The sequence below is a fragment of the Bifidobacterium vespertilionis genome (assembly GCF_008698145.1).
GTDB lineage: Bacteria > Actinomycetota > Actinomycetes > Actinomycetales > Bifidobacteriaceae > Bifidobacterium > Bifidobacterium vespertilionis.
Window position 1 is genome coordinate 54,905 of sequence record NZ_RZNZ01000016.1, and the last position, 24,552, is coordinate 79,456.

The following is a 24,552-nucleotide window of genomic DNA, read 5'->3' on the forward strand; positions in this document are numbered from 1 at the left end:
GCCGCGCGTCCGGCGTTGTTGCGTGGTCCGGGTCCGGGCATCAGCGCACCTCCTTGTTCGTGGCGGGTGTGACGTTCGTGACGGGTGTTTCAGCGGCGGAATCCGCGGCCGGAGTCGCACTGGCGACCTCCGCAAGGCCGTCGAACGCCGCTTCGTCGAAGTCGCCGCCGCCCTGGGTCTGCAGGTCGTGAATGTTGCGGTAGATCTCGTTGGAGGCCATGAGCTCGCCATGCGTGCCCACGCCGCTGATGCGCCCGTTGTCCAGCACCACGATCATGTCCGCGTCCTGCACGCTGGAGATGCGCTGGGCGATGATGATCTTGGTCACGTCCGGCATCCGGTTGGCGAACGCACGGCGGATCCTCGCGTCGGTTCCGGTGTCCACCGCCGATGTGGAATCGTCGAGGATCAGCACCTTCGGGTCCTTGAGCAGCGCGCGGGCGATGCACAAGCGCTGCTTCTGGCCGCCGGAGAAGTTCTGGCCGCCCTGTTCCACCTTGGATTCGTAGCCGTCGGGGAGCTTGTCGATGAACTCGTCGGCACAGGCGATGGCGCACGCCCGCCGGCAGTCGTCCAGTGTGGCATTCGGGTTGCCCCAGCGCAAATTGCTCAGGATCGTGCCGGAGAACAGCACGTTGTTCTGCAGCACCATGGACACCTTGTCGCGCAGGGCGTCGCGATCGTACTCGCGCACGTCCACACCGCCCACCTTGAGGCTCCCAGCGGTCACGTCGTACAGACGCGGGATGAGGCTGACGAGCGTGGTCTTGGACGATCCTGTGCCGCCGATCACACCCACCACCGCGCCGGAGGGAATGGAGAGATTCACGTCGGAGAGCACCGTGCGGGGCCTGCGGTCGGCCGATCCCGAATCGCCGGAGGCGCCGGCGTCCTTCACGGCCTCGGCACGGCGGCGGGCGGCCGGATCGTGCTCCGAGAGCTCAACGACCGGATAGGCGAAGTCCACATGGCTGAATTCGACCGAACCGTCCGCCACCGCTGTCACGGGATGGCGGGCCGCGGGCATGTCGTCCTTCTCGCCCAGCACCTCGACGATGCGCCGCGCCGACGCGGAGGACATGGTGAGCATGACGACGGCCATGGAGAGCATGACCAGACTCATGAGAATATTCATGCAATACATGAGCAGGCTGGTTAGGTCGCCGGTGGTCAGCTGGTCCTGCACGATCAGATGCGACCCCACCCAGCTGATGAGCAGCATGCAGCCCCACACGGTGAACTGGATGATCGGGTCGATGGAGGCCAGCACGAGCTCGGCCCTGAGGAACAGGTCGTAGATGCGCTTGGATGTGGCCTTGAACACGCGGGCCTGCATGTCCTCGCGGGCGAACGATTTGACCGCGCGGATGGCGGTGACGTTCTCCTCCACCGACTCGTTCATCGCGTCGTATTCGGGGAACGCCCGACGGTAGTACCTCGAGGCGATGGACATGAGGACGCCCAGCACCGAGCCGAGCACCACCACGGCTCCCAGATAGATCAGCGCCATGGTTCCGGAAACCAGGAACGCCATGCACATGGCCAGGATGATGCTGGAGAAGGCGCGCGGAACCATGCGCAGGCACATCATGTAGGCGTTCTGGATGTTCATCACGTCGGTGGTGAGCCTGGTCACGAGGCTCGGCGTGGAGAAGCGGTCGATGTTGGAGAACGAGAACGTCTGGATGTTGTCGTACTGGTCCTGCCTCAGATTCCGGGCGAACCCGGTGGAGGCGCGCGAGCCGAACACCGACCCGAGGCATCCCACCGTCAGTCCCACGAGCGCCACGCACACCATGATGCCGGCGGTGCGCGCGATCACCCCCATGTCGCCCTTTTCCACGCCCTGGTCGATCAGCGTGGCCATGAGCAGCGGGATGATCATCTCGCATGCCACCTCGGCCACCATCCACACCGGCGTGAGGATCGAGTCCCGCTTGAACTCGCCCACGTGCCGCAACAGCTCCCTTACCGTGTTCACGCGCCGCTCCCGGTTTCACAACTTCGTCAATTCACAGAACCCGCTCAGAATATCAGACGATCGCCGAAATCCGGACGCGCAATGGCCACTATTTGCATATCCGCCCTCTGCTCATCCTGCTCATCCTGAGCAAACGACATCACGAGCGCAGCGCGTCCCCTCCCCGTCATCCTGAGCAAACGACATCACGAGCGCAGAGTGACCCCTCTTGTCATCCTGAGCGAAGGCGCAGCCGTAGTCGAAGGATCCTTAATTCCCCGCACTAATGCATACAACGATTGGTGCACAGTGGCCAAGGATCCTTCGACTCCGCCCTGTCGGTGTCCGGCTGCGCCGGACCGTCGCCGCCTTGGCGGCGGCTCGACCGCAATCGCGGACGGCCTGCGGCCGCAGCATTATTCGCTCACTGTCGTTCGCCTTCGCCTACAAACGCCACCGGCGTTTGTTTCACGGCTCAGCCTGCCTACGGACAGCCCACCGGGCTGTCCGCTTAACGGCTCAGTGCTCAGGATGACGGCGGGCGCACTTTGCGCTCAGGATGTCGTCTCCCGGATCCATCGCGGCTTCCATGGACATGAACACGCCCTCCATGCCTCCGGTGGTGACGATGATATCGGTGTCCGGACCGTAGTCGGTGCCGTCGGCCCGATTGCGAAAATCGCACCACGCGCGCCGCAGCGCCTCGGAGCCCCTGTTGGGCGTGTAGTGAGTGTCGCCGGACAGAGCCGCCCGGTAGGCCGCGTCGATCATCGGACGCGGGGTGTCGAAGCCCGGTTCGCCGATCGCGAAGGAGATCGCGTCCGGCACATGCGATGCCAGTTCGAACATCTCGCGGACGGATGGGTACAGCGCCTCCTGGGCGCGCCGGGACACTTCGGGCATGCGGTTCCTCCTGGGGATGTGCAACACGGCCGGCGGACCCGGAACGATCTTCCCGCTCCCCGGCGTTCGATGGCCGATGGTAGCCCTCCGCTATAATCGGTACGTTACGCAGCGACGATCGAAAGGGATTTGCCACCGCCATGCGACAGGGATTCGACAACAACCGGTACATCGAGCTTCAGGCCGCCAACATCCGCAAGCGCATCGCGCAGTTCGGCGGCAAGCTGTATCTGGAATTCGGCGGCAAGCTGTTCGACGACAACCATGCGGCCCGCGTCCTGCCCGGATTCGAGCCGGATGCCAAGTTCCGCATGCTGGAGAGCCTCAGGGAGGATGTGGAGATCGTGATCGCGATCAACGCGAACCACATCGAGAAGGCCAAGATGCGCGGCGATCTGGGCATCACGTACGACGAGGACGTGCTGCGCCTGATCGACGTGTTCCGGTCGCGCGGCTTCCACGTCGGCTCGGTGGTGCTCACCCAGTACGCGAACCAGCCCGCTGCGGACGCCTATCGGCGCCGTCTGGCCCAACTGGGCATCACCTGCCGTCTGCACTACCCCATCCCCGGCTATCCGCATGACATCGAGCGCATCGTCTCGGACGAGGGCTACGGGCGCAACGACTACATCGAGACCACCCGTCCGCTGGTGGTGGTCACGGCCCCCGGCCCCGGCTCCGGCAAGCTCGCCACCTGCCTGTCGCAGCTCTACCATGAGCACCGCCGCGGCGTGAAGGCCGGCTACGCCAAGTACGAGACCTTCCCCGTGTGGAACCTGCCGCTCAACCATCCGGTGAACATCGCCTACGAGGCGGCCACCGCGGATCTGGACGATTCGAACATCATCGACCCGTTCCATCTGGAGGCTCACGGCGAGACCACGGTCAACTACAACCGCGATGTGGAGGCGTTCCCGGTGCTTCGCGCCATGATGGAGCGGATCATGGGATCGAGCCCCTACCAGAGCCCCACGGACATGGGCGTGAACATGGTCGGCTTCGCGATCACCGACGACGAGGCGTGCCGCGAGGCCGCACGCATGGAGATCGTGCGCCGATTCTTCGACGCGGCGGTCCGTTTCCGCCGCACCGGCGCCGACGAGGAGCAGCTCGAGCGCCTGCGTTCGATCATGCAGAAGGCCGGCGTGGACGAGAACCTCTCCCCCGCGCGCGCAGCCGCCCTGCGCAAGGAGGAGGCGACCGGCGGCCCGGCCGGCGCGATGGTGCTGCCGGACGGCCGCGTGGTCACCGGCAAGACCGGCGATCTGCTGGGTGCGGCGAGCGCGCTGCTCATGAACGCGCTCAAGGCCGTCACGGGCGTGGACGACGATCTGCCGGTGATCCGCGACACGGCCATCGAGCCGATCTGCACGCTCAAGACCGAGCACCTCAACAGCGCGAACCGCCGCCTGCATTCCGACGAGACGCTGATCGCCCTGTCCATCAGCAGCGCCACGGATCCGGTGGCCGCGCGCGTGATCGGCGGACTGGACCAGCTGCGCGGCTGCGACGCCTTCTTCTCGGTGATCATCTCCGCGGCCGACGAGGCCCTGTACCGCAGGCTCGGCATCAACGTGTGCTGCGAGCCGAAGTACGAGCGCGTGAGCCTGTACCACAAGTAGAATCCGTATCATGGCCCGCACGGTGCGGGCGGATCCGAGGTGAGGAGCATGGGGGAAACACCGGGCATTGCGGTGGCGGCGGTGGACAACGATCGCATGGCGCTGATGGCGCTGCGCGGGATTCTGCCGCAGCTGCTGCCGGGCGCGCGGTGGATGTGGGGCGCTTCGGGCGCGAGCGAGGCCGTGCGGATGGCGTTGGCGCCGGATACCCGTCCGCGTCTGCTGCTGGTGGACATGTCCCTGGACGACGGCACCGGCGTGGGCGTGTGCCGTCGCATCCGCCGTCGCACGGACCGGGTGCTGATGCTCGCGATCACGGCGTTCTCCACGGATACGTACGCCACGCGGGTGGCCGAGGCCGGCGCCCAGGGCATCGTCTCGAAGGCCGATGTGCCGGCCATGGCCGCCGCGCTGCGGACCGTGGCGGCCGGCGGAACGTATGATCCCGCGGGTGATTCCGCACGCACCGGCTTCCAAACCGCCGCCGACGCCCATCGCAGGCTCGAGGATGCGGATCTGGACGAATCGGGCAACGGTTCGGGCGCGGCCGGCGATTCCGGTTCCGGCGGCGCGGATCGGCCCAAACTCGGCACCAAGGAGACCGAGACGCTGCGCATGCTCGCACAGGGGCTGAGCTACGAGCAGATCGCCGCCCAGTGGGGCATCGCGCCGGCCACTGTGCGCACCCACGCGCATCGGGCCGTGGACAAGCTCGGCGCCAAGTCCCTGGCCCACGCCATCGCCATCTATCTGAGCCGGTGACCGCAAGGCGAAAGCCCACCCAACGTCATCCTGAGCGAAGCCCGGTAGGGCGGAGTCGAAGGATCCTTGGTCTCCCCCACAAAACCACAATGCACAAAGTTAAGGATCCTTCGACTCCGCGCTACGCGCTTCGCTCAGGATGACACAGTGACCCACCAAGGACCGCTCAGGATGACGAAAGCCGCCCTGTTCAGGATGACGCGGGACGGAAGACCTCCCCGCACCCTCGCGTCCGTTTTTGTATCGGCCGATATGTTTTACGCCACGGGGATCTCGGCGGCGATGGTCCAGGTGCCGTCCTGCGCACTGGCGTTGAGGGTGCCGCCGAGCGACTCGACAGTCTCGCGCTGCTGGGCCAATCCGTTGCCGTGCTTGGTTCCCCGGATGGCCGCCGATTCACCGCCGCCGATCGCGTTCACCTCGGCGATGCGGATGCGCTTCGGCCCCACGGTCACGAACAGGATGTAGGCCTCCGCATCTCCCGCATCTTCGGAACCATTCGCCCACGCGGCGTGGCGCACAATGTTCGCATAGATCTCCTCCACCAGTCCGATCACCGCGCGCCTCACCCGCTTGGGCGGATTGCAGGGGTCGACGCCCTCAGCCACCACGCGCGAGACGCCCCGCATGCCGATCATGGCCATGATGCGATCCTGATCCTCCACGCAGCGCTCCAGTTGCACGATCAGATCGGCGCCCGCCCCGGCATCGGAGCCCGCATTGGCACCCGAACCGGAGCCTTCGCCGGCCTCCGCGTCGTCCGCATCATCGTCATCCTCGAGCTCGGCGAGCGTCCGCTTGCCGTCAAGCACGTCGATCACCTCGTGGACGCGGTCGAGCGCATGATGCGACCGATCGTAGATCGCATCCAGCGATGCGGCCAGATCCACGCTAGCAGCCCCGGAAGCCCCGGAAGACTCAGACGAACCGGAATCCCCGTCCAACCCCGCCTTCGCACGCCACGTGAGCATCGCGATCACGGACATGTCGTTGGCCACCGAATCGTGGATCATATGCGCCAGCCGCTGTTCGCGTGCCATGCGGTCCACCATCGCCTCGCTGCGCGCCAGCCGCTCCCCCGCCACCGCGCTGATGCGGAACGAATGTCCGAACACGGCCGCGAATCCACTGAGCAGCATGGACATCGCCACCGCGAACGCCCATGCCATGAGATCGGGAATATCCGCACCGCCACCGACGATCATGTTGTCCGCGAACATATTCGACCAGGCATCCACCAGACCGTTGATCACCTCCAATGCCGCGCTGGATGATCCCCAGACCACCGCGCAGGTGATCTCAGCCATCGCGTAGAGAGCCACCATAAGCGCGCACAAGCGTCCATCGCAGGCGAACCCGGCCGTGAGGAACAACGCGTACAGGGTGATGACCGTGGCCAATTCCACCGCGTCGCCGGGCACGAAGCCCACGATGAGCGCGATCATCAGACCGATCGGCACGACCACGCGGGGCATCACCGGCAGCACGGCGATGACTGCGAACAGCGTGAACACCGCCAGCATGTCCAACGCGGTGCGCGGTTGGAAGACCAGCAGCGCCCCCACCCACAGAACAATGGCGATCACACGTGTCTTGGCGAGGAAATGCGGCTCCCGCCAGAAGGCGCGCAGCCGTCGCATGCGCGCGCCCAGGCCAAGTGCGCCGGAGGCATCGGGAGCCATGCCGATCACCGGTCCCCGACGTTGCCGGAAGCGCCATCACGGCCGGAAGCGCCGTCACGGCCGGACGATTCCCCGCGGGCATGGATGAACGGCCCGTCGAACCGTACCCCCGCCGGATTCGACGGCAGGATGAACAGCACCACACTGCTCATCAGATACGCAAGGCCCAGAAGCAGCCCGGTAAGCACGCCCACCAACGCGTCCTGAGCGCTGCCGGCGAACAGGGAACCGCCCCAGGAGCCGAGGTTGCCGATCATGAACGCCAGGGGCAGCAGACTCCACCAGCCGCTCAGGTTCTCATCGTGCAGCCGCCGTACCGAAACGGACAGCCCCGGCAGCACAAGCGCCAGGGTCACCAGCACCGACGACCATGTGGAGGCGGGCCCATCGCCGTCTCCAGCATGCCAGACCATGATGTCCACGCCCCACGCGGCCAGATCCACCGCCGCCGTGAGCAGGTACTGGAACAGCGAAGCCCACCAGAACTCGCCGCGCGATGCCCGTCCGCGGAAAACCAACGCCTTGCGCCAGAACCGGTCGATCGCCCGTAGGAAGCCGATGCCGTACCAGGGCTGGTCCAGCGCCGGCTCAGCGCCTTCAAGCTCGGTTGCCGCCGGCGGATACGTCCGGGGCGAAAGATATGGATTGCCGTTGAATTCGCTCATGCCCACATCTCATCACGGATCCTCCCCGCCCGTCCAATCCCCGCCGACGCGGTCCACAGGCGTGTACGGGCCGGCGGCGTACGCATCGGCCTGCCGTATGGTGGAGGAAACCAATGGAGCCATGGGGCGATCGCGTCGATCGCCCTGCTGCGACGGGGAGGAATCATGGAATCGGACGATTGGCGGCCACTGCCGGATCGCGTGCGGCGGGTGTGGATGATCAACGCGCTGATCCAGTCCATGGCGATACTGGCCGGCTGCGCGGTGGCCGCGGTGGTGTGCCGGATGATGGACTGGTGGCAGATCTGGCAACCGGCGATCATCGCGATCGCGGCGGCGTACGCGGTGCTGCAGCTGGCGTTCCAGCCGCTGCAGACCAAATACGCCTATGCGTTCAACCGTTTTGCGATCGGCGACCGGGAGTTCAGGATCCGCAAGGGGTGGCTGTTCCGTTCGAGCGTCACTGTGCCGTTCAACCGCATCCAGCACGTTGACACCAGGCAGAACCCCGTGCTTCGCCGGTTCGGGCTGACGGCCGTCACCGTGCACACCGCGGTGGACGAGCATACGATCGACGCACTGGACGACGCCGAGGCGGAACGCGTGGTGAAGCTGATCACGCAGCGCGTGGCGGAGTCGAAGGAGGACCTGTGATGGCCGGCGAACCGCAGTGGCGGCGTCTGCACCCGGCCGGGCTGATCGTCGCGCTCGCCAAGTCCGCCAAAGCGCTGGCCGGCCTGATCGTGGCGATCGGCATGATCGTGATGGGCAGAATGTCCTCAGACGGCCCGAATGGTTCCGGCATGGCGCCGATGCTGATCGGCATCGCCCTGGCGATCGTCGTCATGCTGGTGCTGGTTACGCCCATCGTCCAATGGCTGACCACGCGGTACGCCCTCACCGATCGGGAGCTGATCTGGGAAAGCGGCCTGTTCTTCCGCAATCGGCGGACGATGTCGTACGACCGGATCCATGCGATCAACAGCGTCTCGCCGTGGTATCTGCAGCCGTTCGGCGTGGTGGGCCTGACCATATCCGCAGGCGGTTCGAGCGAATCCGACATCACGCTCGATGCGGTGGACGCCGCGGTGCAGCTTGAATTGGAGTCTCTGCGAGCCAAGGCAGGCGCGGCGAACGACTCGAACACGTTCGACACACAAGCCTCAGAACCCTCAGAACATATCAAACCGGTTCGAGACATGCAGTCCGAGCATGCTCCGGTCTTCACCGCCTCCCCCAGGGACATCCTGCTGTACGCGCTGAGCGACATCGCATTCCTGGCCTCCGCTCTGGTGATATGGGGCTTCTGGAACCGCATCAGCGATGTGTTGCCCGGATGGCTGGTCCGCCGCACGGAGGACACCGTTTTGGGCCTGTTCGCGCAGGGCGCGCTTGCGATCGCGATGTTCGCGCTATTCTGCGTGATCGTGATGCTGATGGTGTCCCTAGTGAGCGCGTTCCTGCGCTTCTACGGCTTCGCGATCTGGCGTCGCGGCGACGATCTGGTGATCTCGCGCGGCCTGATCACGAAACAGGTGACGACGCTGCCGGTCAGCCGCATCCAGAGCGTGGAGATCCGCAGGAACGTGCTACGCCGGTTGCTGCATCTGTGCACGGTGCGCGTGGGACTGAGCGTCGTGGCGGGGGCGGGCGATGATGATGACGATGACGACGACGGCAACGCCCAATCCGCCTCGGTCCTGCTGCCGGTGATCGGATCGAAGCGCGTGTACGACGTGATGGCAAAGGTGCTGCCCGAATGGGATCTGGCCCCGGTGCGCACGCATCGGACCGGACGCGGACTGGGTCGCTATTACCTCGCAGCCCCTTTGGTGGCGCTGCTGGCATCCCTGATGGCTCTGGGCGTGGTCCTCCTGCGAACACGAACCCAGTGGCATCCGCCGCTCCCCCTCGCTGTGGCGGCGGCGCTGGCAACGCTGGCGATGCTCTGGTGGATGGCCACGCGCGCGCTCAAATGGCGCACCGAGGGCTTTGCGCTCCTGGACGGATCGCATCGCATCGAGGCGACCGGCGCCGAACAGCTCACACTGGTCACGCTGGTCACGCACCGCTCCCGCGTGCAGAGCTTCACGCGGTCGACCACGGCGTGGCGCGAACCCCATGGTGTGGAAAGCGTCAACATGCCCTTGTTCGTGGCGGTCGGCACCAGCGCAGTGGGCTTCCATGCCATGCACCGCGCCGATGCCAACCGGCTGGAAGAGTGGATGACGTCAGAGGCTGGATGACGTCATGAGGCGCTGTCCGCGCCCCCGTCGACCTCCAGACGGTATCCCATGCCCGGTTCGGTTTTGAGGTACTTCGGGTGTGCCGGATCGGGCTCGATCTTCTTGCGCAACTGGGACATGTACAGGCGCAGGTAGCCGGTGTCGTTCACGTGCCCGGCTCCCCAGATTTCGGTGAGCAGATCCTGACGGGTCACCAGACGGCCGTTCGCACGGACCAGCGCCTCGAACACCTTCCATTCGGTGGGGGTCAGCCGCACGCGTGTCTGACGTCCGTTGACATTGCGGAACACGGCATGCGCGGCAAGGTCCACGGTCACGTCGCCGAACGTCACCACCGGGCGGTCGCCGTCGGATGCACCATCCTGTGGCACGCGCCGCAACAGCGCACGGATGCGGGCGAGCAGCTCGTCGATCGAGACGGGTTTGGTCACGTAATCGTCCGCGCCGGCGTCCAGCGCGGCCACCTTTTCGCGCGCGTCGGTTCGACCGGACACCACGAGGATGGGTGCCTCGGTCCAACCCCGCACGCCGTGGATCACGCCCATGCCGTCCATCTTGGGCATGCCGAGATCCAGAACGAACAGATCTGGATGCTCGGCGACCGCCACCGTGATGCATTCGACGCCATCGCGCGCGGTCACAATGTCATAGCCCTGCGAGTGCAGGGTGATGCGCAACGCCGTGAGGAACTGCGGATCGTCGTCCGCCACCAGAATCTTCATACGTTCCTCCTTTTATTCCTGTGTTTCCTGCGTATCAGTGGTATGTGCGGTATGGGTATTTGCGGGGTGCTCCGGGGCTTGGGAATCCTCCCACGCCTTGGCGATGTTATCCGGAACGGCAGGATGACCGTCGTCTCCGGAGCCTTGGCTATCACCGGTTTTGCCGGCACTCTTCGATGTCTCGGCCTTCGATGCGGGCATGGTCCCGCGCATGGTGCTGTAGTTGATGAACCGGTCGAGCCCGCGCTCGTCGGACGACCCCTTGCCGGGCAGCGGCAGGATGACGTCGGAGACCGCGCCGGACACGTTGAGCGTATCCTGCTCGAGAATCTGCGAGGGATCGGGCTGCTCGCTCTTGGGGATGAGCTGGCCCGCATGCAGCGCCAGATTGGCGGCGCGCAGTGTGATCACGATGGTGAGGCCGCCGCCCGGGGTATCCTCAGGCGTGATCGAACCGCCCATCGACTCCACGAATCCCTTGGACAGGGCCATGCCCAGACCAAGTCCGGTGGTGTTGTCCGTATCCCCCAGCCGGTGGAACGGCAGGAAGATCTCGTTCTTGCGGTCGTCAGGCACGCCGGGGCCCTGATCGACCACGCGAATCTCCACAAGATTGGCCAGCGTGGAGGCGGCGATGCGCACGCGCTTGCCCTTGGGCGTGAACCGCAGGGCGTTGATCACCACGTTGGACAGCGCCCGGCGCAGCAGCGGCGGATCGGCCACCACCAGCGGCAGATCGGGCGCGATGTCCAGATCGAAGGTCCAGGGGGCCACGTTGAGCTCATCGAACAGCGGGACGATCGCCTCGCCCACGTCCGTGGCGACCAGGGAGATCGGCAGGGCGTTCTCGCGCAGACGGGAGACGTCGAGCAGATCGCCCACGAGCTTGGTGAGCTGCTTGAGGCTGTTGGCGGCCACGTTCCGCAGCTCCTTGCGGTCCTTTTCGCTGATCGTGTCGCCCATACGCTGCAGGCCGGAGACGGCGGCCGTGGCGGCTGCCAGCGGGCGGCGCAGATCGTGGCTGACCGCGTTGAGCAGGCCCGTGCGCACCTTCTCGGCGGCGGCGAGCGGGCCCACCTCGCTGGCCTTGCGCTCCAGGTCATTGTGCTCGAGCACGGTCTGGATCTGCGAGAGGATGGCGATCAGGATGCGCTGGTCGGATGCCTCCACGGCACGGCCGTACAGTTCGAGCTGGGGGCCGTCCTCGCGCAGGGTGACCGTGTCGTGCTCGGCCGGGGCCACATCCCCCACGCCGTTGACGCTCTCTTTGACCGGCAGGCCGAAGATGCCCGGCTCGCCGTCAGAGACCACCACCTTGCCGTTCTGCACCACGCGCACGCAGGTGAAGCCGAACGCCTCCCGCGTACGGTGGACGATCGCCTCAAGCGGATCGTCGCTGCGCAGCACGGCGCTGGCCACGCTGGTGAGCATTTCGGATTCGGCGGAGGCCCTTTGCGCTTGGCGTGCGCGCGCGTCGGCGCGGTCGACCACGGCGGAGACGATCAGGCCCACCACCACGTAGAGCACGATCGTGACCACGTCGGACATGTGCAGCACATGGAATGTGCCGATCGGCTCGGTATACAGGAAGTCCAAGGCCAGTCCGCTCAAGATGGCGGCCAGTGTGGCGGAGGACATGCCGCCGATCACCGCGCCGATCACCACCAGCAGCTGGAGGATCAATGCGTCACGCTGCGCGGCGGAGGGATCGGAGAACATGTACAGCAGCCAGCTCGCCAGCGGCACGGACAGCAGGGCGAACAGCAGGCCGCCGATCTTGCGGTTCATCGGGATGGACCGCTGGAAGCGAGGCAACCGGCGCAGACCATGCCCCGCGGCGAAGGAATGGGTGACGATGTGCACGTCAATGTCGCCGGACTTCTCGATGATGCCGGCGGTCGCGGAAGGGCGGCCCAGCCAGCGGCTCAAAGCGCTCCTGCGGGAGACGCCCACGATCACCTGCGTGGCGTTGTTGGCGCGCGCGAAGTCGAGCAGCGCATCGGACACGTCCTCGCCGATGATCTGGTGGTACGTGCCGCCCAGTTTCTCCACCAGATCGCGCTGCTTGATCAGCAGCGTGGTGTTGGAGCTGGCCAGTCCGTCCTCGCTGGTCACATGCACGGCGATCAGATCGCCGCCGCCGGAGGCACGGGCCACGCGGGCGCCGCGCCTGAGCAGCTGGTCGCCCTCAGGACCGCCGGACAGGGCCACGATCACACGTTCGCGGGTCTCCCACTTCGCCTTGATGTGGTGTTCCTCGCGGTATTCCTTGAGGGACTCGTCCACGCGGCCGGCCAGCCACAGCAGGGCCAGCTCTCGCAGGGCCGTAAGGTTGCCCACGCGGAAGTAGTTGCTCAGGGCCGCGTCCACGCGGTCGGGCTTGTACACCAGACCGGCGGACAGGCGCTCGCGCAGCCCCTCTGGCGGCAGATCCACAAGTTTCACTTGGGTTGCGGAGCGCAGTATCTTGTCCGGAACCGTTTCCTTCTGCGTGCTGCCGGTGATCTCGCGCACCACATCGTTCAGGGACTCGATGTGCTGCACGTTGATGGTGGTGATGACGTCGATGCCCGCGTCGAGCAGGTCCTCCACGTCCTGCCACCGCTTCTCGTGCACGGATCCGGGGGCGTTGGTGTGGGCGAGCTCGTCGACGAGCGCCACATCGGGATGGCGCTCGATCACGCCGAACAGGTCCATTTCCTCGAGCCACATGCCGCGGTATCGGGTACGGCGGCGGGGCACGATCTCCAGGTCCTTCGCCGAGCGCGCGGTTCCCTTGCGGCCATGCGTCTCAAGCAGGGCTATGACCACATCCTTGCCTTCGGTCTTCAGCTGCCTGCCTTGTTTGAGCATGGCGACGGTCTTGCCGACGCCTGGTGCGGCGCCGAGAAATACCGTGAACGATCCGCGAGCACGAGCCATGGAGTATCCCCCAGATAAATCGGTATAAAACGGTTTTAGTCTACCTTAATGTAGAACGCCCCGGTCCTTGAATTGTTAAGGGCCGGGGCATCGGGGTCCGCTAGAGAACGGGCCCTTTAAGGCGGGTTACTTGAGCTCGTCGAGGGCTAGGTTCAGCGTCACCACGTTGACCACGTCTTCGCCAACGAAGCCCAGACCACGGTGGGTGGTGTTCTTCTTGACGAGGTTCTCGACCTGCTCCTCGGTCAGGTTGCGCTCCTTGGCCACGCGCTTGACCTGAATGGCCGCGTACGCGGGGCTGATGTGCGGGTCAAGACCGGAGGAGGACGAGGTGGTCGCGTCGGCCGGAACGTCCTTGACGCTCACGCCCTCGCGTTCGGCGATGGCCTCGCGCAGGTCGGTGACGGACTTGATGAGGTCCTCATCCTGGTGGCCCTTGTTGGTGCCGGAGGAGGCCGCCGCCCAGTAGTTCACGTTGTCCTCATCGAGGTCCGGGTTGGAGGCCGCGGACGGACGGGACTGGAAGTACTGCGGCAGAGCCTCGCCCTTGGAGTCCACGAAGGACTGGCCGATCAGGGAGGAGCCCACGACCTCGCCCTGGGCGTTGGTGATCATGGAGCCGTTGGCCTTGTCCGGCATGCCGAGCTGGCCAACACCGGTCATGAAGAACGTGTACACGATCACGATGATGGTGAACACGATCACGGCCTTGAAGCCGGCCCAGTAGCTGCGCAGGTTCAGAGACATTGAGTTTTTCATTGCTTGCACACTTTCTTCGCTACGACTCGATCAGAAGCCCGGGATCAGACGGACGAACAGGTCGATGATCCAGATGCCGATGAACGGGGCGATGATGCCGCCAAGGCCGTAGATGCTGAGGTTGCGGCCCAGAATCTTCTCGGAGGCCTCGGCACGGTACTTGACGCCCTTGAGGGCCAGCGGGATCAGCATCACGATGATGATCGCGTTGAAGATGATCGCGGAGAGCACGGCCGACAGCGGGCTGTGCAGACCCATGATGTTGAGCACACCAAGGCCCGGGAACTGCATCATGAACATGGCGGGGATGATCGCGAAGTACTTCGCGATATCGTTGGCGATCGAGAAGGTCGTCAGTGCGCCACGGGTGATGAGCAGCTGCTTGCCGATTTCGACGATGTCGATCAGCTTGGTCGGGTCGGAGTCGAGGTCGACCATGTTGCCGGCCTCCTTAGCGGCGGAGGTGCCGGAGTTCATGGCAACGCCGACGTCGGACTGGGCGAGGGCCGGGGCGTCGTTGGTGCCGTCACCGGTCATGGCGACGAGCTGGCCCTTGGCCTGCTCCTTCTTGATGTAGGCGAGCTTGTCCTCAGGCTTGGCCTCGGCGATGAAGTCGTCGACGCCGGCCTCCTTGGCGATCGCGGCCGCGGTCAGCGGGTTGTCGCCGGTGACCATGACGGTGCGGATGCCCATCTTGCGCATATCCTCGAAGCGCTCGCGCAGGCCCTTCTTGACGACGTCCTTGAGCTGGACGACGCCGAGGACCTTGGCCTCGCCGTTCGCGTACTGCTCGGCGACCACAAGCGGGGTGCCGCCCTGGCCGGAGATGGAGGCCACACGGTCGTGCAGCGCGTCGCGCACCTCAGTGCTCATCACGCCGCCCTCCTTCTCGATCCACGCCTCGACGGCGGAGGTGGCACCCTTGCGGATGCGGTCGCCGTTCGGCAGATCAAGGCCGGACATGCGGGTCTCGGCGGTGAACGCCACCGCGGTGGAGCCCGGAACGTCCTGGACGTTGAAGCCGTCCTCCTTGGCGAGGGCCACAATGGACTGGCCTTCGGGGGTGGAGTCGGCCAGCGAGCTCAGCGCGGCAGCCTTGACGATCTCGTCGTGGCTGACGCCGGGCAGCGCGTGGAATTCGGACGCCTGACGGTTGCCATAGGTGATGGTGCCGGTCTTGTCGAGCAGCAGGGTGGTCACATCGCCTGCGGCCTCGATGGCGCGGCCGGAGGTGGCGAGCACGTTGCGCTGGACCAGACGGTCCATGCCGGCGATGCCGATGGCGGACAGCAGGGCACCGATGGTGGTCGGGATCAGGCAGACCAGCAGGGCGATCAGGACCGTCAGGCTCACGGAGGAGTCGACGGAGGACGCCTGCGGGTTGATGCACAGCACGACGACCAGGAAGATGATGGTCAGGGAGCTCAGGAGCACATCGAGGGCGATCTCGTTCGGGGTCTTCTGGCGGTTGGCGCCTTCGACCAGGGCGATCATCTTGTCCACGAAGGACTCGCCGGGCTTCTGGGTGATGCGGACCACGATGCGGTCGGACAGCACGCGGGTGCCGCCGGTGACGGCGGAGCGATCGCCGCCGGACTCGCGGATGACGGGGGCGGACTCGCCGGTGATGGCGGACTCGTCAACGGACGCGATGCCGGAGATGATGTCGCCGTCGCCAGGGATCAGCTCGCCTTCGGAGACGACCACCACATCGCCCTGCTTCAGATCGGAGCTGGGGATCTCCTGAATGGTCGCGGAGCCGATGCCCTTTTCGGGGCCGCGGGCGTCCGGATCGTTCTGCTCGTCGTAGCCCACGACCACGCGGGCCGGGGTGGTGGTGCGGGTCTTGCGCAGCGCGTCGGCCTGCGCTTTGCCGCGGCCCTCGGCCACGGCCTCGGCGAGGTTGGCGAACAGCACGGTGAGCCACAGCACGACCGCGACGATCCACGTGAAGAACACGGGCTCGCCCTGCGAAAGCTCGGCCGGGTCGAACAGCTGGGCAATGCCCAGCAGGGTGAGGAACGCGGCGCCGACCCACACGATGAACATGACGGGGTTGTGCCACATGTTGCGAGGATCGAACTTGCGGAACGCGTCGGGCAGGCTCTTGATGAGCATCTCGCCGAGGGACTTGTTGTTGGACTTCTTGACGTCCTTGATGACGTCGTTGGTCTCTGCGTTAGACATGACAGCTGACATTTTCAGGCCACCAGACCTTCCAGACCTTCAGCCAACGGGCCAAGGGCGAGCGTCGGGAAGAAGGTGAGCGCGGAAATAATGAAGATAACGAACACGAGCAGGAACACGAAGAGCCTGTTGTCGGTCTTCATGGTGCCGGAGGTCTCCGGAACGATGTCCTGCTTGGCGAGGGATCCCGCCAGGGCGATCACCAGGGCGATCGGCAGGAAGCGGCCGAGCAGCACGGCCAGACCTAGCATGGTGTCGAGCCACGGGGTGTCGGCGGTGATGCCGGCGAAGGCGGAACCGTTGTTGTTCGCGGCGGAGGTGAAGGCGTACACGACCTCGGAGAAGCCGTGGTTGCCGCTGTTGTTCAGCGAGGTGTCGAAGATCGACTGGCGCGCGAACGGCACGGCGAAGCTCAGGGCCACGCCCGCCACAACGGTGATCGGCATGACGAGGAAGTACAGCGAAGCCATCTTCATCTCGCGCGGGCCGATCTTCTTGCCCAGGTACTCAGGCGTGCGGCCGACCATCAGGCCGGCGATGAACACGGTCACAATGGCCATCACGAGGATGCCGTACAGACCGGCGCCCACGCCACCGGGGCTGACCTCGCCGAGCATCATGTTCAGCATGTACATCATGCCGCCCAGAGCGGTGTAGGAGTCGTGCATGGAGTTGACGGCGCCGGTGGAGGTGCTGGTCGACGTGGTGCCGAACAGGCCGGACCACACGATGCCGAAGCGGTTCTCCTTGCCCTCCATGGAGCCGCCGGTCAGGTTGGTGATCGGGTCGGAGGAGAAGGACTCGGCGGTCACGACGCACAGGAAGCTGATGCCGAAGAGGACCACCATGGCGCCAAGCAGCGCGTAGCCCTGCTTGATGTTGCCGACCATGCGGCCGGTGGTGCGGGTCAGGGCCACCGGGATGCACAGCATGAGCAGGATCTCGATGAGGTTGGTCCACATGTTCGGGTTCTCGTACGGGTGCGAGGAGTTGGCGTTGAAGAAGCCACCACCGTTGGTGCCGAGCTCCTTGATGACCTCCTGGGAGGCCACCGGGCCCTGCATGATCGTCTGCTCGTTGCCGGCGATCGTGGTCACGTGGATCCAGTCGGCGAAGTTCTGCGTCACGCCGAGGGCGATCAGGATGATGCCCATGACGATGGCGATGGGCATGAGCAGGCGCATGGTGGCGCGGGTGAGATCCACCCAGAAGTTGCCGATCGTCTCGGACTTGCGCCACGCGAAGCCGCGCACCAGGGCAATGGCCACCGCGATGCCCACGGCCGCGGACACGAAGTTCTGAACGGCCAGGCCGGCGAACTGCACGGTGTAGCCCAGCGTCACGTCAGGAGAGTAGGACTGCCAGTTCGTGTTGGTCACGAAGGAGGCGGCGGTGTTGAAGGCCAGCGGGCCGGGCACGTTGTCGAAGCCCATGTTGAAGGGCAGCCAGTGCTGGATGCGCTGGAGCAGGTAGAGGAACAGCACGCTCATCAGGGAGAAGCCGAGCACGCCGCGAAGGTAGGCCTTCCAGGTCTGGCCCTTCTTGGAATCCACGCCGATGATCTTGTAGATCCACTTCTCGAAGAAGAGGTCCTTGTCGGACGTGAACACGTTGTACATGTAGTCGCCCAGCGGCTTGTAGATGGCCGCCAGAATGAGGGCAATCAGAGCGAATGCCAGAAATGCGTAGATATATACCATCGGAACACCTCAGAACTTCTCGGGGCGGCTCAGGGAGTAGATCATGTATCCGATCCCGACCAGACCCAGAATCACGCCAAGGGTGGTGAAAACGGTCATCATAGCTTATCCACCCACTTTCCGAACAGGTCAACCACGATGAAGAAAGCGATCGTGCCGACCACATAGGCAACATCAACCCACCAGGGCATGTTTTCTCCTTCAGTCAAACAAAATCCGGCGAAGTTTCCCTCGCCGGACCATTGCAGTTTTACTGTATGGAGGTTTTGTGCCGTAGGGGTCGGTTTTAACGGTTCCCATATGCAACGCGGGAAGCGCAATGGCGATTCCCTAACGGTTTCCTAACACTTCGGGTGCTATAACTGAATATTTTCTGGGAGCAACCTGCTGTTCGACTGCGAACTGGCTTGGAAGCAGCTGGTTGACGGCCGAATCATCGGCCGGGCAACATCCTCATTGCCTTGGTTTGCCCAGTATATATGGACAACTGGGCACTTTGGGACGCCATGTCCGCGAACTGGGCGGATCCGGTCATCTGGAAGCCGATTTTGGGGTCCAGATGGCCGGATCCGCCCAGTTCGCAAATCAAACGGCCCGATCCGCCCAGTTTCCGACCAGTTTGCGCCCGGTTCGCGTCACACGCCGGCGAGATCGAAGAACCGCTCGATCACCGCATCGTTGAGCAGACGGCCCTTAAGCGTTGGAACAACGCGGTCGCCGGCATTCCCGCCGATCGTGATCAGCCCCTCGCCCACCATCCCGTTCAGTGCATCTCGGTCGATCGCACGCCCGGAAACGGCCTCGATATGCGCCAGATCAAGCCCCTCGCGCAGCCTCAGACCCAGCATGATGAGCTCCTCGAGGTTCTCCCCCGCGTCGATCTCCTCGCTGCCCGCCCACGGCACGCGGCCCTCGTTGATGGCGGTCCCCCAGAGCCTCGGATGCGCGATGTCCCATGCGCGCAGGGCGGCTCGCGGACGATCGTACGCATCGGCGCCGGCGTTGACATGCGAATGCGCGCCGGGTCCCAGACCAGCCCAGTCCACATTGCGCCAGTAGCCCAGATTGTGCCGGCTCTCATAGCCGGGCCGAGCCCAGTTGGAGATCTCGTACCACTGTAATCCTGCGTTGCCGAACAGTTCGTCGGCGATCTCGTACTTCGCGGCCTCGTCGTCGTCATCCGGCTTGGGCAGGGTGCCGGCGGCGATCCGACGGCCCATCTTGGTGGTCGGTTCCACGGTGAGCGCGTATGCGGAGATGTGGTTCGCGCCCAGATCGATCGCCGTGCGTACGCTCGTACGCCAATCGTCGAGGCTCTCCCCCGGAGCCCCATATATAAGGTCCACGCTGGAGCGCAGCCCGGCCCCGTCAGCCGCGCGCACGCCAGCTTCCACATTCGCGGGGGTGTGCGTGCGGTCGAGGGTCCTGAGCACATGGGGCACGGCCGACTGCATGCCGAAGGAGATGCGCGTGAACCCGCCGTCCGCCAACTCGCGGATGTAGGCGGCGTCCACGGTGTCTGGATTGGCCTCGGTGGTGATCTCCGCACCGGGCGCGATCCCCCACGTGCCGCGGATGGCGTCCAGCATGGCCACCAGATCGCGCGCGGGCAGGATGGTGGGCGTGCCGCCGCCGAAGAACACGGTGGACGCGGGCGGTTCCTCCACGCCGTGCGCGAGCTGCCAGTCGCGCACCAGCCGCATCTCGCGGATCACCATATTGGCGTAGTTGCCGCGCGATGCCCCCGCGCCCATGTCCACGGCCGTATAGGTATTGAAGTCGCAATACCCGCAGCGACGAATGCAAAACGGCACGTGGATGTAGACCTCAAAGTTGGACAAATCAGCCCTCTGTCTTCTGCGCGGCGCGGATCTTATCCTTGGTGTCCCGGTCGTTGCCGGCGTCGCCGGTGGACAGCGCGGCGATGAACGCCTCCTGCGGCACCTCCACATGGCCCAGCATCTTCATGCGCTTCTTGCCGGCCTTCTGCTTTTCGAGCAGCTTGCGCTTGCGCGTGATGTCGCCGCCGTAGCACTTGGCCAGCACGTCCTTGCGAAGGGCGCGGATGTTCTCGCGCGCGATGATGCGCGAGCCGATGGCCGCCTGGATGGGGATCTCGAACTGCTGGCGCGGGATCAGCTCGCGCAGCTTCTTGGTCATCATCACGCCGTAGCTGTAGGCCTTGTCGCGGTGCACGATCGCGCTGAAGGCGTCCACCTTCTCGCCCTGAATGAGAATGTCCACCTTGACCAGATCGGCCGACTGCTCGCCGTCCTCGTGGTAGTCGAGCGAGGCGTAGCCCTTGGTGCGGCTCTTGAGCTGGTCGAAGAAGTCGAACACGATCTCCGCCAGCGGGATGCGGTAGTGCATCTCCACGCGGTCGGTGGAGATGTACTCCATGGTGCCCATGATGCCGCGGTGGTCCTGGCACAGGTCCATCACCGCGCCGATGAACTCCTTGGGCGTGATGATGTCCGCCGCCACCATGGGCTCCACGATCTTCTTGATCTTGCCCTCGGGGAACTCACTCGGGTTGGTGACGTGGTGCACGGTGTTGTCCTCGGCGGTCACGTCGTACGGCACGTTGGGCGCGGTGGAGATGAGGTCGAGGCCGAACTCGCGCTCCAGACGCTCGGAGACGATCTCCATGTGCAGCAGTCCCAGGAAGCCGCAGCGGAAGCCGAAGCCCAGGGCCACGGACGTCTCCGGCTCGTAGATCAGGGCCGCGTCGTTGAGCTTGAGCTTGTCCAGCGCGTCGCGCAGTTCGGGGAACTGAGCGTTGTCGATCGGGAACAGGCCGGAGTAGACCATGGGCTTGGGGTCGCGGTAGCCGGGCAGCGGCTCGGTGGCCGGGCGCGCGGCGGAGGTCAGGGTGTCGCCCACCTTGGACTGACTCACGTCCTTCGCGCCGGTGATGATGTAGCCGACCTCGCCGGCGCCGAGCGCCTTGGTGGGCATCATGTCCGGGCTGATCACGCCGATCTCGATGGGATCGTGCGTCATGCCGATGCCCATCATGTGCACCTTCTCGCGGTCGTGAAGCTCGCCGTCCTCCATGCGGATGTAGGTGACGATGCCGCGGTAGGAGTCGTACACGGAGTCGAAGATCAGCGCGCGGGCCGGGGCCTTGGGATCGCCGTGCGGCGCGGGCACCTCCATGACGATGCGGTCGAGCAGGTCGGCCACGCCCTCGCCGGTCTTGCCGGACACGCGCAGCACGTCGGAGGCCTCGCAGCCGATCAGGCCGGCGATCTCTTCGGCATGCTTGTCCGGCTCGGCGCTCGGCAGGTCGATCTTGTTGAGCACGGGGATGATGGTCAGGTCGTGATCGATGGCCATGTACAGGTTGGACAGCGTCTGCGCCTCGATGCCCTGCGTGGCGTCCACGAGCAGCACCGCGCCCTCGCATGCGGCCAGCGCGCGGGAGACCTCGTACGTGAAGTCCACGTGGCCGGGGGTGTCGATCATGCCGAGGGTGTATTCGGTGCCGTCGAACGTCCACGGCACGCGCACGGCCTGCGACTTGATGGTGATGCCGCGCTCCTGCTCGATGTCCATGCGGTCCAGGAACCGGTCGCGCATCTCGCGCTCCGGCACGATGCCGGACAGCTGCAGGATGCGGTCGGCCACGGTGGACTTGCCGTGGTCGATGTGCGCGATGATGCAGAAATTACGGATCAATGACTGATCGGTCAACCCCGGCTGATTGTGCTGTGTGGCCACCGACTTTTCCTCCTCGCCGTCGAACCCATGAGACAAACTGGACCTATTCTAGCCGGATCCCCCGCCAGATTCGGGAAAATCGACGCACAAAGGGTGTCGTTCGTGCGCGTTGTCCGGGAATCCGTGCTATCATCAAGCATTTGTATGTCCTTGTAAATACACGTTTACGTCGTTTGGAGTAGATAGTGGCTAACATCAAGTCGCAGAAGAAGCGCGTGCTGACCAACGAGAAGGCGCACCAGCGCAACGTCCAGGTCAAGTCCGCCATCAAGACCGCCATCCGCAACACCCGCGAGGCCATCGCCTCCGGTGACAAGGCCGCCGCTCAGGCCGCCTACGAGGTTGCCGCCCGCCGTCTGGACAAGGCTGCCAGCAAGGGCGTCATCCACAAGAACCAGGCCGCGAACCGCAAGTCCGGTCTGGCCGTGGCGATCAACGCGCTCTGATCCCTCTTCCAGGGTCGAAAAAATCCCGCAGGTCCGCAAGGGCCCGCGGGATTTTTCATATCCCCGCCATCTTGAGCAAACCCCTTCGTCATCCTGAGCACTGAGCCGTGAAGCGGAACCTCAACGTCATTCTGAGCGAAGCGAGCCCCCTCTCCCCGTCATCCTGAGCAAAACCAGTTCTCCCCGTCATCCTGAGCGAAGCGTAGCGGAGTCGAAGGATCCTTAACCTCTCTGCACTATGACTTAGTGCACAATGCCAAAGGATCCTTCGCTAACGCTCAGGATGACGTGCCATGGGCCGGTCACAGTGATCGGTGGTCCTTTCTCGCGGCGTAAATCGTATCGCCCGATACGAAAACAGACATCTGAAGCGGCCAGATGGCGTTTGTTGTATCAGTTGGTATGAAATACGCCACGAGGGGGCGTCGATGCCCGACTCAGCCTAATTGCGTATGGATGTGGGAGTTAAGGATCCTTCGCTAGCGCTCAGGATGACAGCGTCACCCTCTCCGTCATCCTGAGCGAAGCAAGCCTCCTCTCCCTGTCATCCTGAGCGAAGCGCAGCGGAGTCGAAGGATCCTTAACTTTTCACGCAAATGAAAACGCTCAGGATGACAGCGTCACTCCCCCTTCCCTCCATCCTCCCCGCGGCCGATCTCCGCATCGCGACGCTCCACGGCTCCGGGCAGCGTCAGGTTGCATGCCACGGACACCACGCGCAGCGTGAACACCACGATCACGATCACCACGTCCAGAATCATTTCGGCCTGCATGCCCACCATATTGGCCCGCACGCCTTTATATACGATCACCGTGAGCACGCATCCCACCAGCGAAGGCACCGCGTACAGGTGCTTGTCGCCGATGATCATGGGCACGTCCCCCAGCATGATGTCGCGGAACAGACCGCCTGCCAAAGCGGTGGCCATGCCCAGAAAGACCGCCGTCATGCCGGACGATCCGAACGCCAGCGCCTTCGCCGTGCCATTGACGGCGAACAGGCCCAATCCCAACGCGTCGATCGCCACCATCGTCCACTTGAATCGGCTCACCTCCGGATGCGCCACGGCCACCACAAGCCCAGAGATCAGGCAGGTGAGGATGTAGCCCTTGTCCGTGATGCCCACCGGCGGCAGGTCTCCCAACAGGGTGTCGCGCACCAGTCCCCCGCCCAACGCGGTGATCCATCCGCACATGAGGATGGAGAACAAATCGAACCCCTTGCGCACGGCGGACAGCCCACCGGACAAACCCCACACGAAGATGGCGAGGTACTCGATCCCCACGAACACCGCATTCGATTCCAGCGCCACCGTCGCCGTAGACACCTCGCACTCCTCCTTCGGGTTCCACGCCCGCCGTCCGGGCCGCCGGCTGCAAGCATAGCGGCTCCCCTGGCCGTTCCGGGATGGACAGCACGCCCAGAGAGTGGTTTAATGGAGGAGGGGGATACGCGAATCTCCCCACTGAATACAAAGCAGTACAAGATAGGGGGAACAGCATGAACAGGAAAGTCGTATCCGCAACCGCCGCGGTACTTGCAGCGAGCCTCACGCTCGCCGTCGGCGTGCAAACCGCGCAGGCCGGTTCCGGGCAGCTCAACAACGCCAACATCATCGCCGCATGGAACTGGAACGGCACCCGTTCCGACGCCAGCTCCTACAGCGCAAAATACGAACATTACGCCTATGCGAGGCAAGATGCTCCATCCAACTTCGCAGTTGACAATCAAGTCAAGGGACGTCACGCGGCTGCAGCCGTGTGGAACGGCAACTGGGCGTCCACCGAATACGATTATGCCGTAGCCGGCTTGGGCCACCGCTGAAAGAGGGTTTCGCCATGTCATATCGAAGGGGCAGCCGGCTTGCGGCCCTCGCATGCGTAAGCGTCGCATTGTTCATGGGCGCGTGCAGCCCTACGTCGGCCGCCCCGTCGCCCTCGGCCACCGCACAATCCTCCACATCCGAACGCCCGGTAAACCAGAAAAAAATGGCAGATTCCCTACCGGATTACATCAAATATATGCTTGAGGGTGCGGAAACAAGTCGTTCCGATAAATCACAAATCGACATTCTGCAACGCTCTTTGGCACAGGGAAGCGTGTCAGCGCGTGATTACGAGACTGCGTGGTCAAATTTCAAGCAGTGCGTCGTCGACAAGGGCAATGTGGAGCCGTTGCTCATCAAGTACACCAACGGCATGTACCATCCCTCTGCGGTTCACGCCGACGATCCGGCAAAGGGTGAGAAATTC

At 64.6% G+C, this 24,552-nt stretch carries 18 protein-coding genes and 1 pseudogene; 7 read left to right on the forward strand and 12 right to left on the reverse strand.

Translation table 11 applies throughout. The features are described from left to right. Window positions 1–40 precede the first annotated feature (40 nt). Together EMO90_RS10345 and EMO90_RS10350 are read right to left on the reverse strand one after the other, a co-directional pair. Window positions 41–1,981 carry an ABC transporter ATP-binding protein gene (locus EMO90_RS10345; RefSeq protein WP_223849796.1) on the reverse strand — a complete coding sequence of 647 codons (1,941 nt, stop codon included), beginning with the start codon at window positions 1,979–1,981 and terminating at the stop codon, window positions 41–43. Window positions 1,982–2,479: 498 nt separating this feature from the next. After that, window positions 2,480–2,863 (reverse strand): aminotransferase class I/II-fold pyridoxal phosphate-dependent enzyme, encoded by a 384-nt coding sequence (locus EMO90_RS10350; protein ID WP_150354518.1) that lies wholly within the window; start codon window positions 2,861–2,863, stop codon window positions 2,480–2,482. A gap of 140 nt (window positions 2,864–3,003) precedes the next feature. Between EMO90_RS10350 and EMO90_RS10355 the strand changes: the two genes are divergently transcribed. Both EMO90_RS10355 and EMO90_RS10360 read left to right on the forward strand, forming a co-directional pair. Next, entirely contained in the window at window positions 3,004–4,485 is a 1,482-nt protein-coding gene (locus EMO90_RS10355) for a DUF1846 domain-containing protein (RefSeq protein WP_150354517.1), read from the forward strand. Between the two features lie 48 nt (window positions 4,486–4,533). Next, on the forward strand, window positions 4,534–5,247 hold the full coding sequence (locus EMO90_RS10360; RefSeq protein ID WP_150354516.1) for a helix-turn-helix transcriptional regulator: 714 nt from the start codon (window positions 4,534–4,536) through the stop codon (window positions 5,245–5,247). A gap of 257 nt (window positions 5,248–5,504) precedes the next feature. Here EMO90_RS10360 and EMO90_RS10365 read toward each other — a convergent pair whose 3' ends face one another. Both EMO90_RS10365 and EMO90_RS10370 read right to left on the reverse strand, forming a co-directional pair. Next, complete coding sequence (locus EMO90_RS10365) at window positions 5,505–6,929, reverse strand: sensor histidine kinase (RefSeq protein ID WP_150354515.1); 1,425 nt, start codon at window positions 6,927–6,929, stop codon at window positions 5,505–5,507. A 5-nt stretch (window positions 6,930–6,934) separates the two neighbouring features. After that, window positions 6,935–7,594 (reverse strand): DUF805 domain-containing protein, encoded by a 660-nt coding sequence (locus EMO90_RS10370; protein ID WP_150354514.1) that lies wholly within the window; start codon window positions 7,592–7,594, stop codon window positions 6,935–6,937. Window positions 7,595–7,759: 165 nt separating this feature from the next. On the opposite strand from EMO90_RS10370, the gene EMO90_RS10375 reads away from it, so the two are divergent. Both EMO90_RS10375 and EMO90_RS10380 read left to right on the forward strand, forming a co-directional pair. Next, window positions 7,760–8,248, forward strand: a complete 489-nt coding sequence (locus EMO90_RS10375; protein WP_150354513.1) for a PH domain-containing protein — start codon at window positions 7,760–7,762, stop codon at window positions 8,246–8,248. Then, complete coding sequence (locus tag EMO90_RS10380) at window positions 8,248–9,840, forward strand: PH domain-containing protein (RefSeq protein ID WP_150354512.1); 1,593 nt, start codon at window positions 8,248–8,250, stop codon at window positions 9,838–9,840. The genes EMO90_RS10375 and EMO90_RS10380 overlap by 1 nt, the downstream gene beginning before the upstream one ends. A 2-nt stretch (window positions 9,841–9,842) precedes the next feature. On the opposite strand, the gene EMO90_RS10385 is transcribed toward EMO90_RS10380, so the two are convergent. The 7 genes from EMO90_RS10385 to lepA all read right to left on the reverse strand — a co-directional run bounded on the left by EMO90_RS10385 (window position 9,843) and on the right by lepA (window position 21,853). Next, the gene (locus EMO90_RS10385; RefSeq protein ID WP_150354511.1) at window positions 9,843–10,562 is read right to left on the reverse strand and encodes a response regulator transcription factor; all 720 of its coding nucleotides are present in this window, start codon (window positions 10,560–10,562) and stop codon (window positions 9,843–9,845) included. A 12-nt stretch (window positions 10,563–10,574) separates the two neighbouring features. Further along, window positions 10,575–13,484 carry an ATP-binding protein gene (locus EMO90_RS10390; RefSeq protein WP_150354510.1) on the reverse strand — a complete coding sequence of 970 codons (2,910 nt, stop codon included), beginning with the start codon at window positions 13,482–13,484 and terminating at the stop codon, window positions 10,575–10,577. 126 nt (window positions 13,485–13,610) lie between these two features. After that, complete coding sequence (gene kdpC, locus EMO90_RS10395; RefSeq protein ID WP_223849795.1) at window positions 13,611–14,231, reverse strand: K(+)-transporting ATPase subunit C; 621 nt, start codon at window positions 14,229–14,231, stop codon at window positions 13,611–13,613. A gap of 42 nt (window positions 14,232–14,273) precedes the next feature. Further along, a complete protein-coding gene (kdpB, locus tag EMO90_RS10400) occupies window positions 14,274–16,430 on the reverse strand; it encodes a potassium-transporting ATPase subunit KdpB (RefSeq protein WP_150354508.1) in 2,157 nt (718 codons plus the stop codon). A 14-nt stretch (window positions 16,431–16,444) separates the two neighbouring features. Further along, entirely contained in the window at window positions 16,445–18,130 is a 1,686-nt protein-coding gene (gene kdpA, locus EMO90_RS10405; RefSeq protein WP_150354507.1) for a potassium-transporting ATPase subunit KdpA, read from the reverse strand. A 635-nt stretch (window positions 18,131–18,765) separates the two neighbouring features. Beyond that, window positions 18,766–19,944: a radical SAM family heme chaperone HemW gene (gene hemW / locus EMO90_RS10415; RefSeq protein WP_223849799.1), complete on the reverse strand. Its 1,179-nt coding sequence runs from the start codon at window positions 19,942–19,944 to the stop codon at window positions 18,766–18,768. A 28-nt stretch (window positions 19,945–19,972) separates the two neighbouring features. Further along, window positions 19,973–21,853: a translation elongation factor 4 gene (gene lepA, locus EMO90_RS10420; protein WP_150354504.1), complete on the reverse strand. Its 1,881-nt coding sequence runs from the start codon at window positions 21,851–21,853 to the stop codon at window positions 19,973–19,975. A 185-nt stretch (window positions 21,854–22,038) separates the two neighbouring features. Between lepA and rpsT the strand changes: the two genes are divergently transcribed. After that, window positions 22,039–22,299: a 30S ribosomal protein S20 gene (rpsT, locus tag EMO90_RS10425; RefSeq protein WP_150354503.1), complete on the forward strand. Its 261-nt coding sequence runs from the start codon at window positions 22,039–22,041 to the stop codon at window positions 22,297–22,299. Window positions 22,300–22,919: 620 nt separating this feature from the next. Here rpsT and EMO90_RS10430 read toward each other — a convergent pair. Further along, complete coding sequence (locus EMO90_RS10430) at window positions 22,920–23,627, reverse strand: trimeric intracellular cation channel family protein (RefSeq protein ID WP_223849794.1); 708 nt, start codon at window positions 23,625–23,627, stop codon at window positions 22,920–22,922. Between the two features lie 173 nt (window positions 23,628–23,800). Between EMO90_RS10430 and EMO90_RS10435 the strand changes: the two genes are divergently transcribed. Both EMO90_RS10435 and EMO90_RS10440 read left to right on the forward strand, forming a co-directional pair. Continuing rightward, the gene (locus EMO90_RS10435) at window positions 23,801–24,124 is read left to right on the forward strand and encodes a hypothetical protein (RefSeq protein WP_150354502.1); all 324 of its coding nucleotides are present in this window, start codon (window positions 23,801–23,803) and stop codon (window positions 24,122–24,124) included. 164 nt (window positions 24,125–24,288) lie between these two features. Then, window positions 24,289–24,552: pseudogene (locus EMO90_RS10440) on the forward strand (hypothetical protein); the annotation flags it as partial.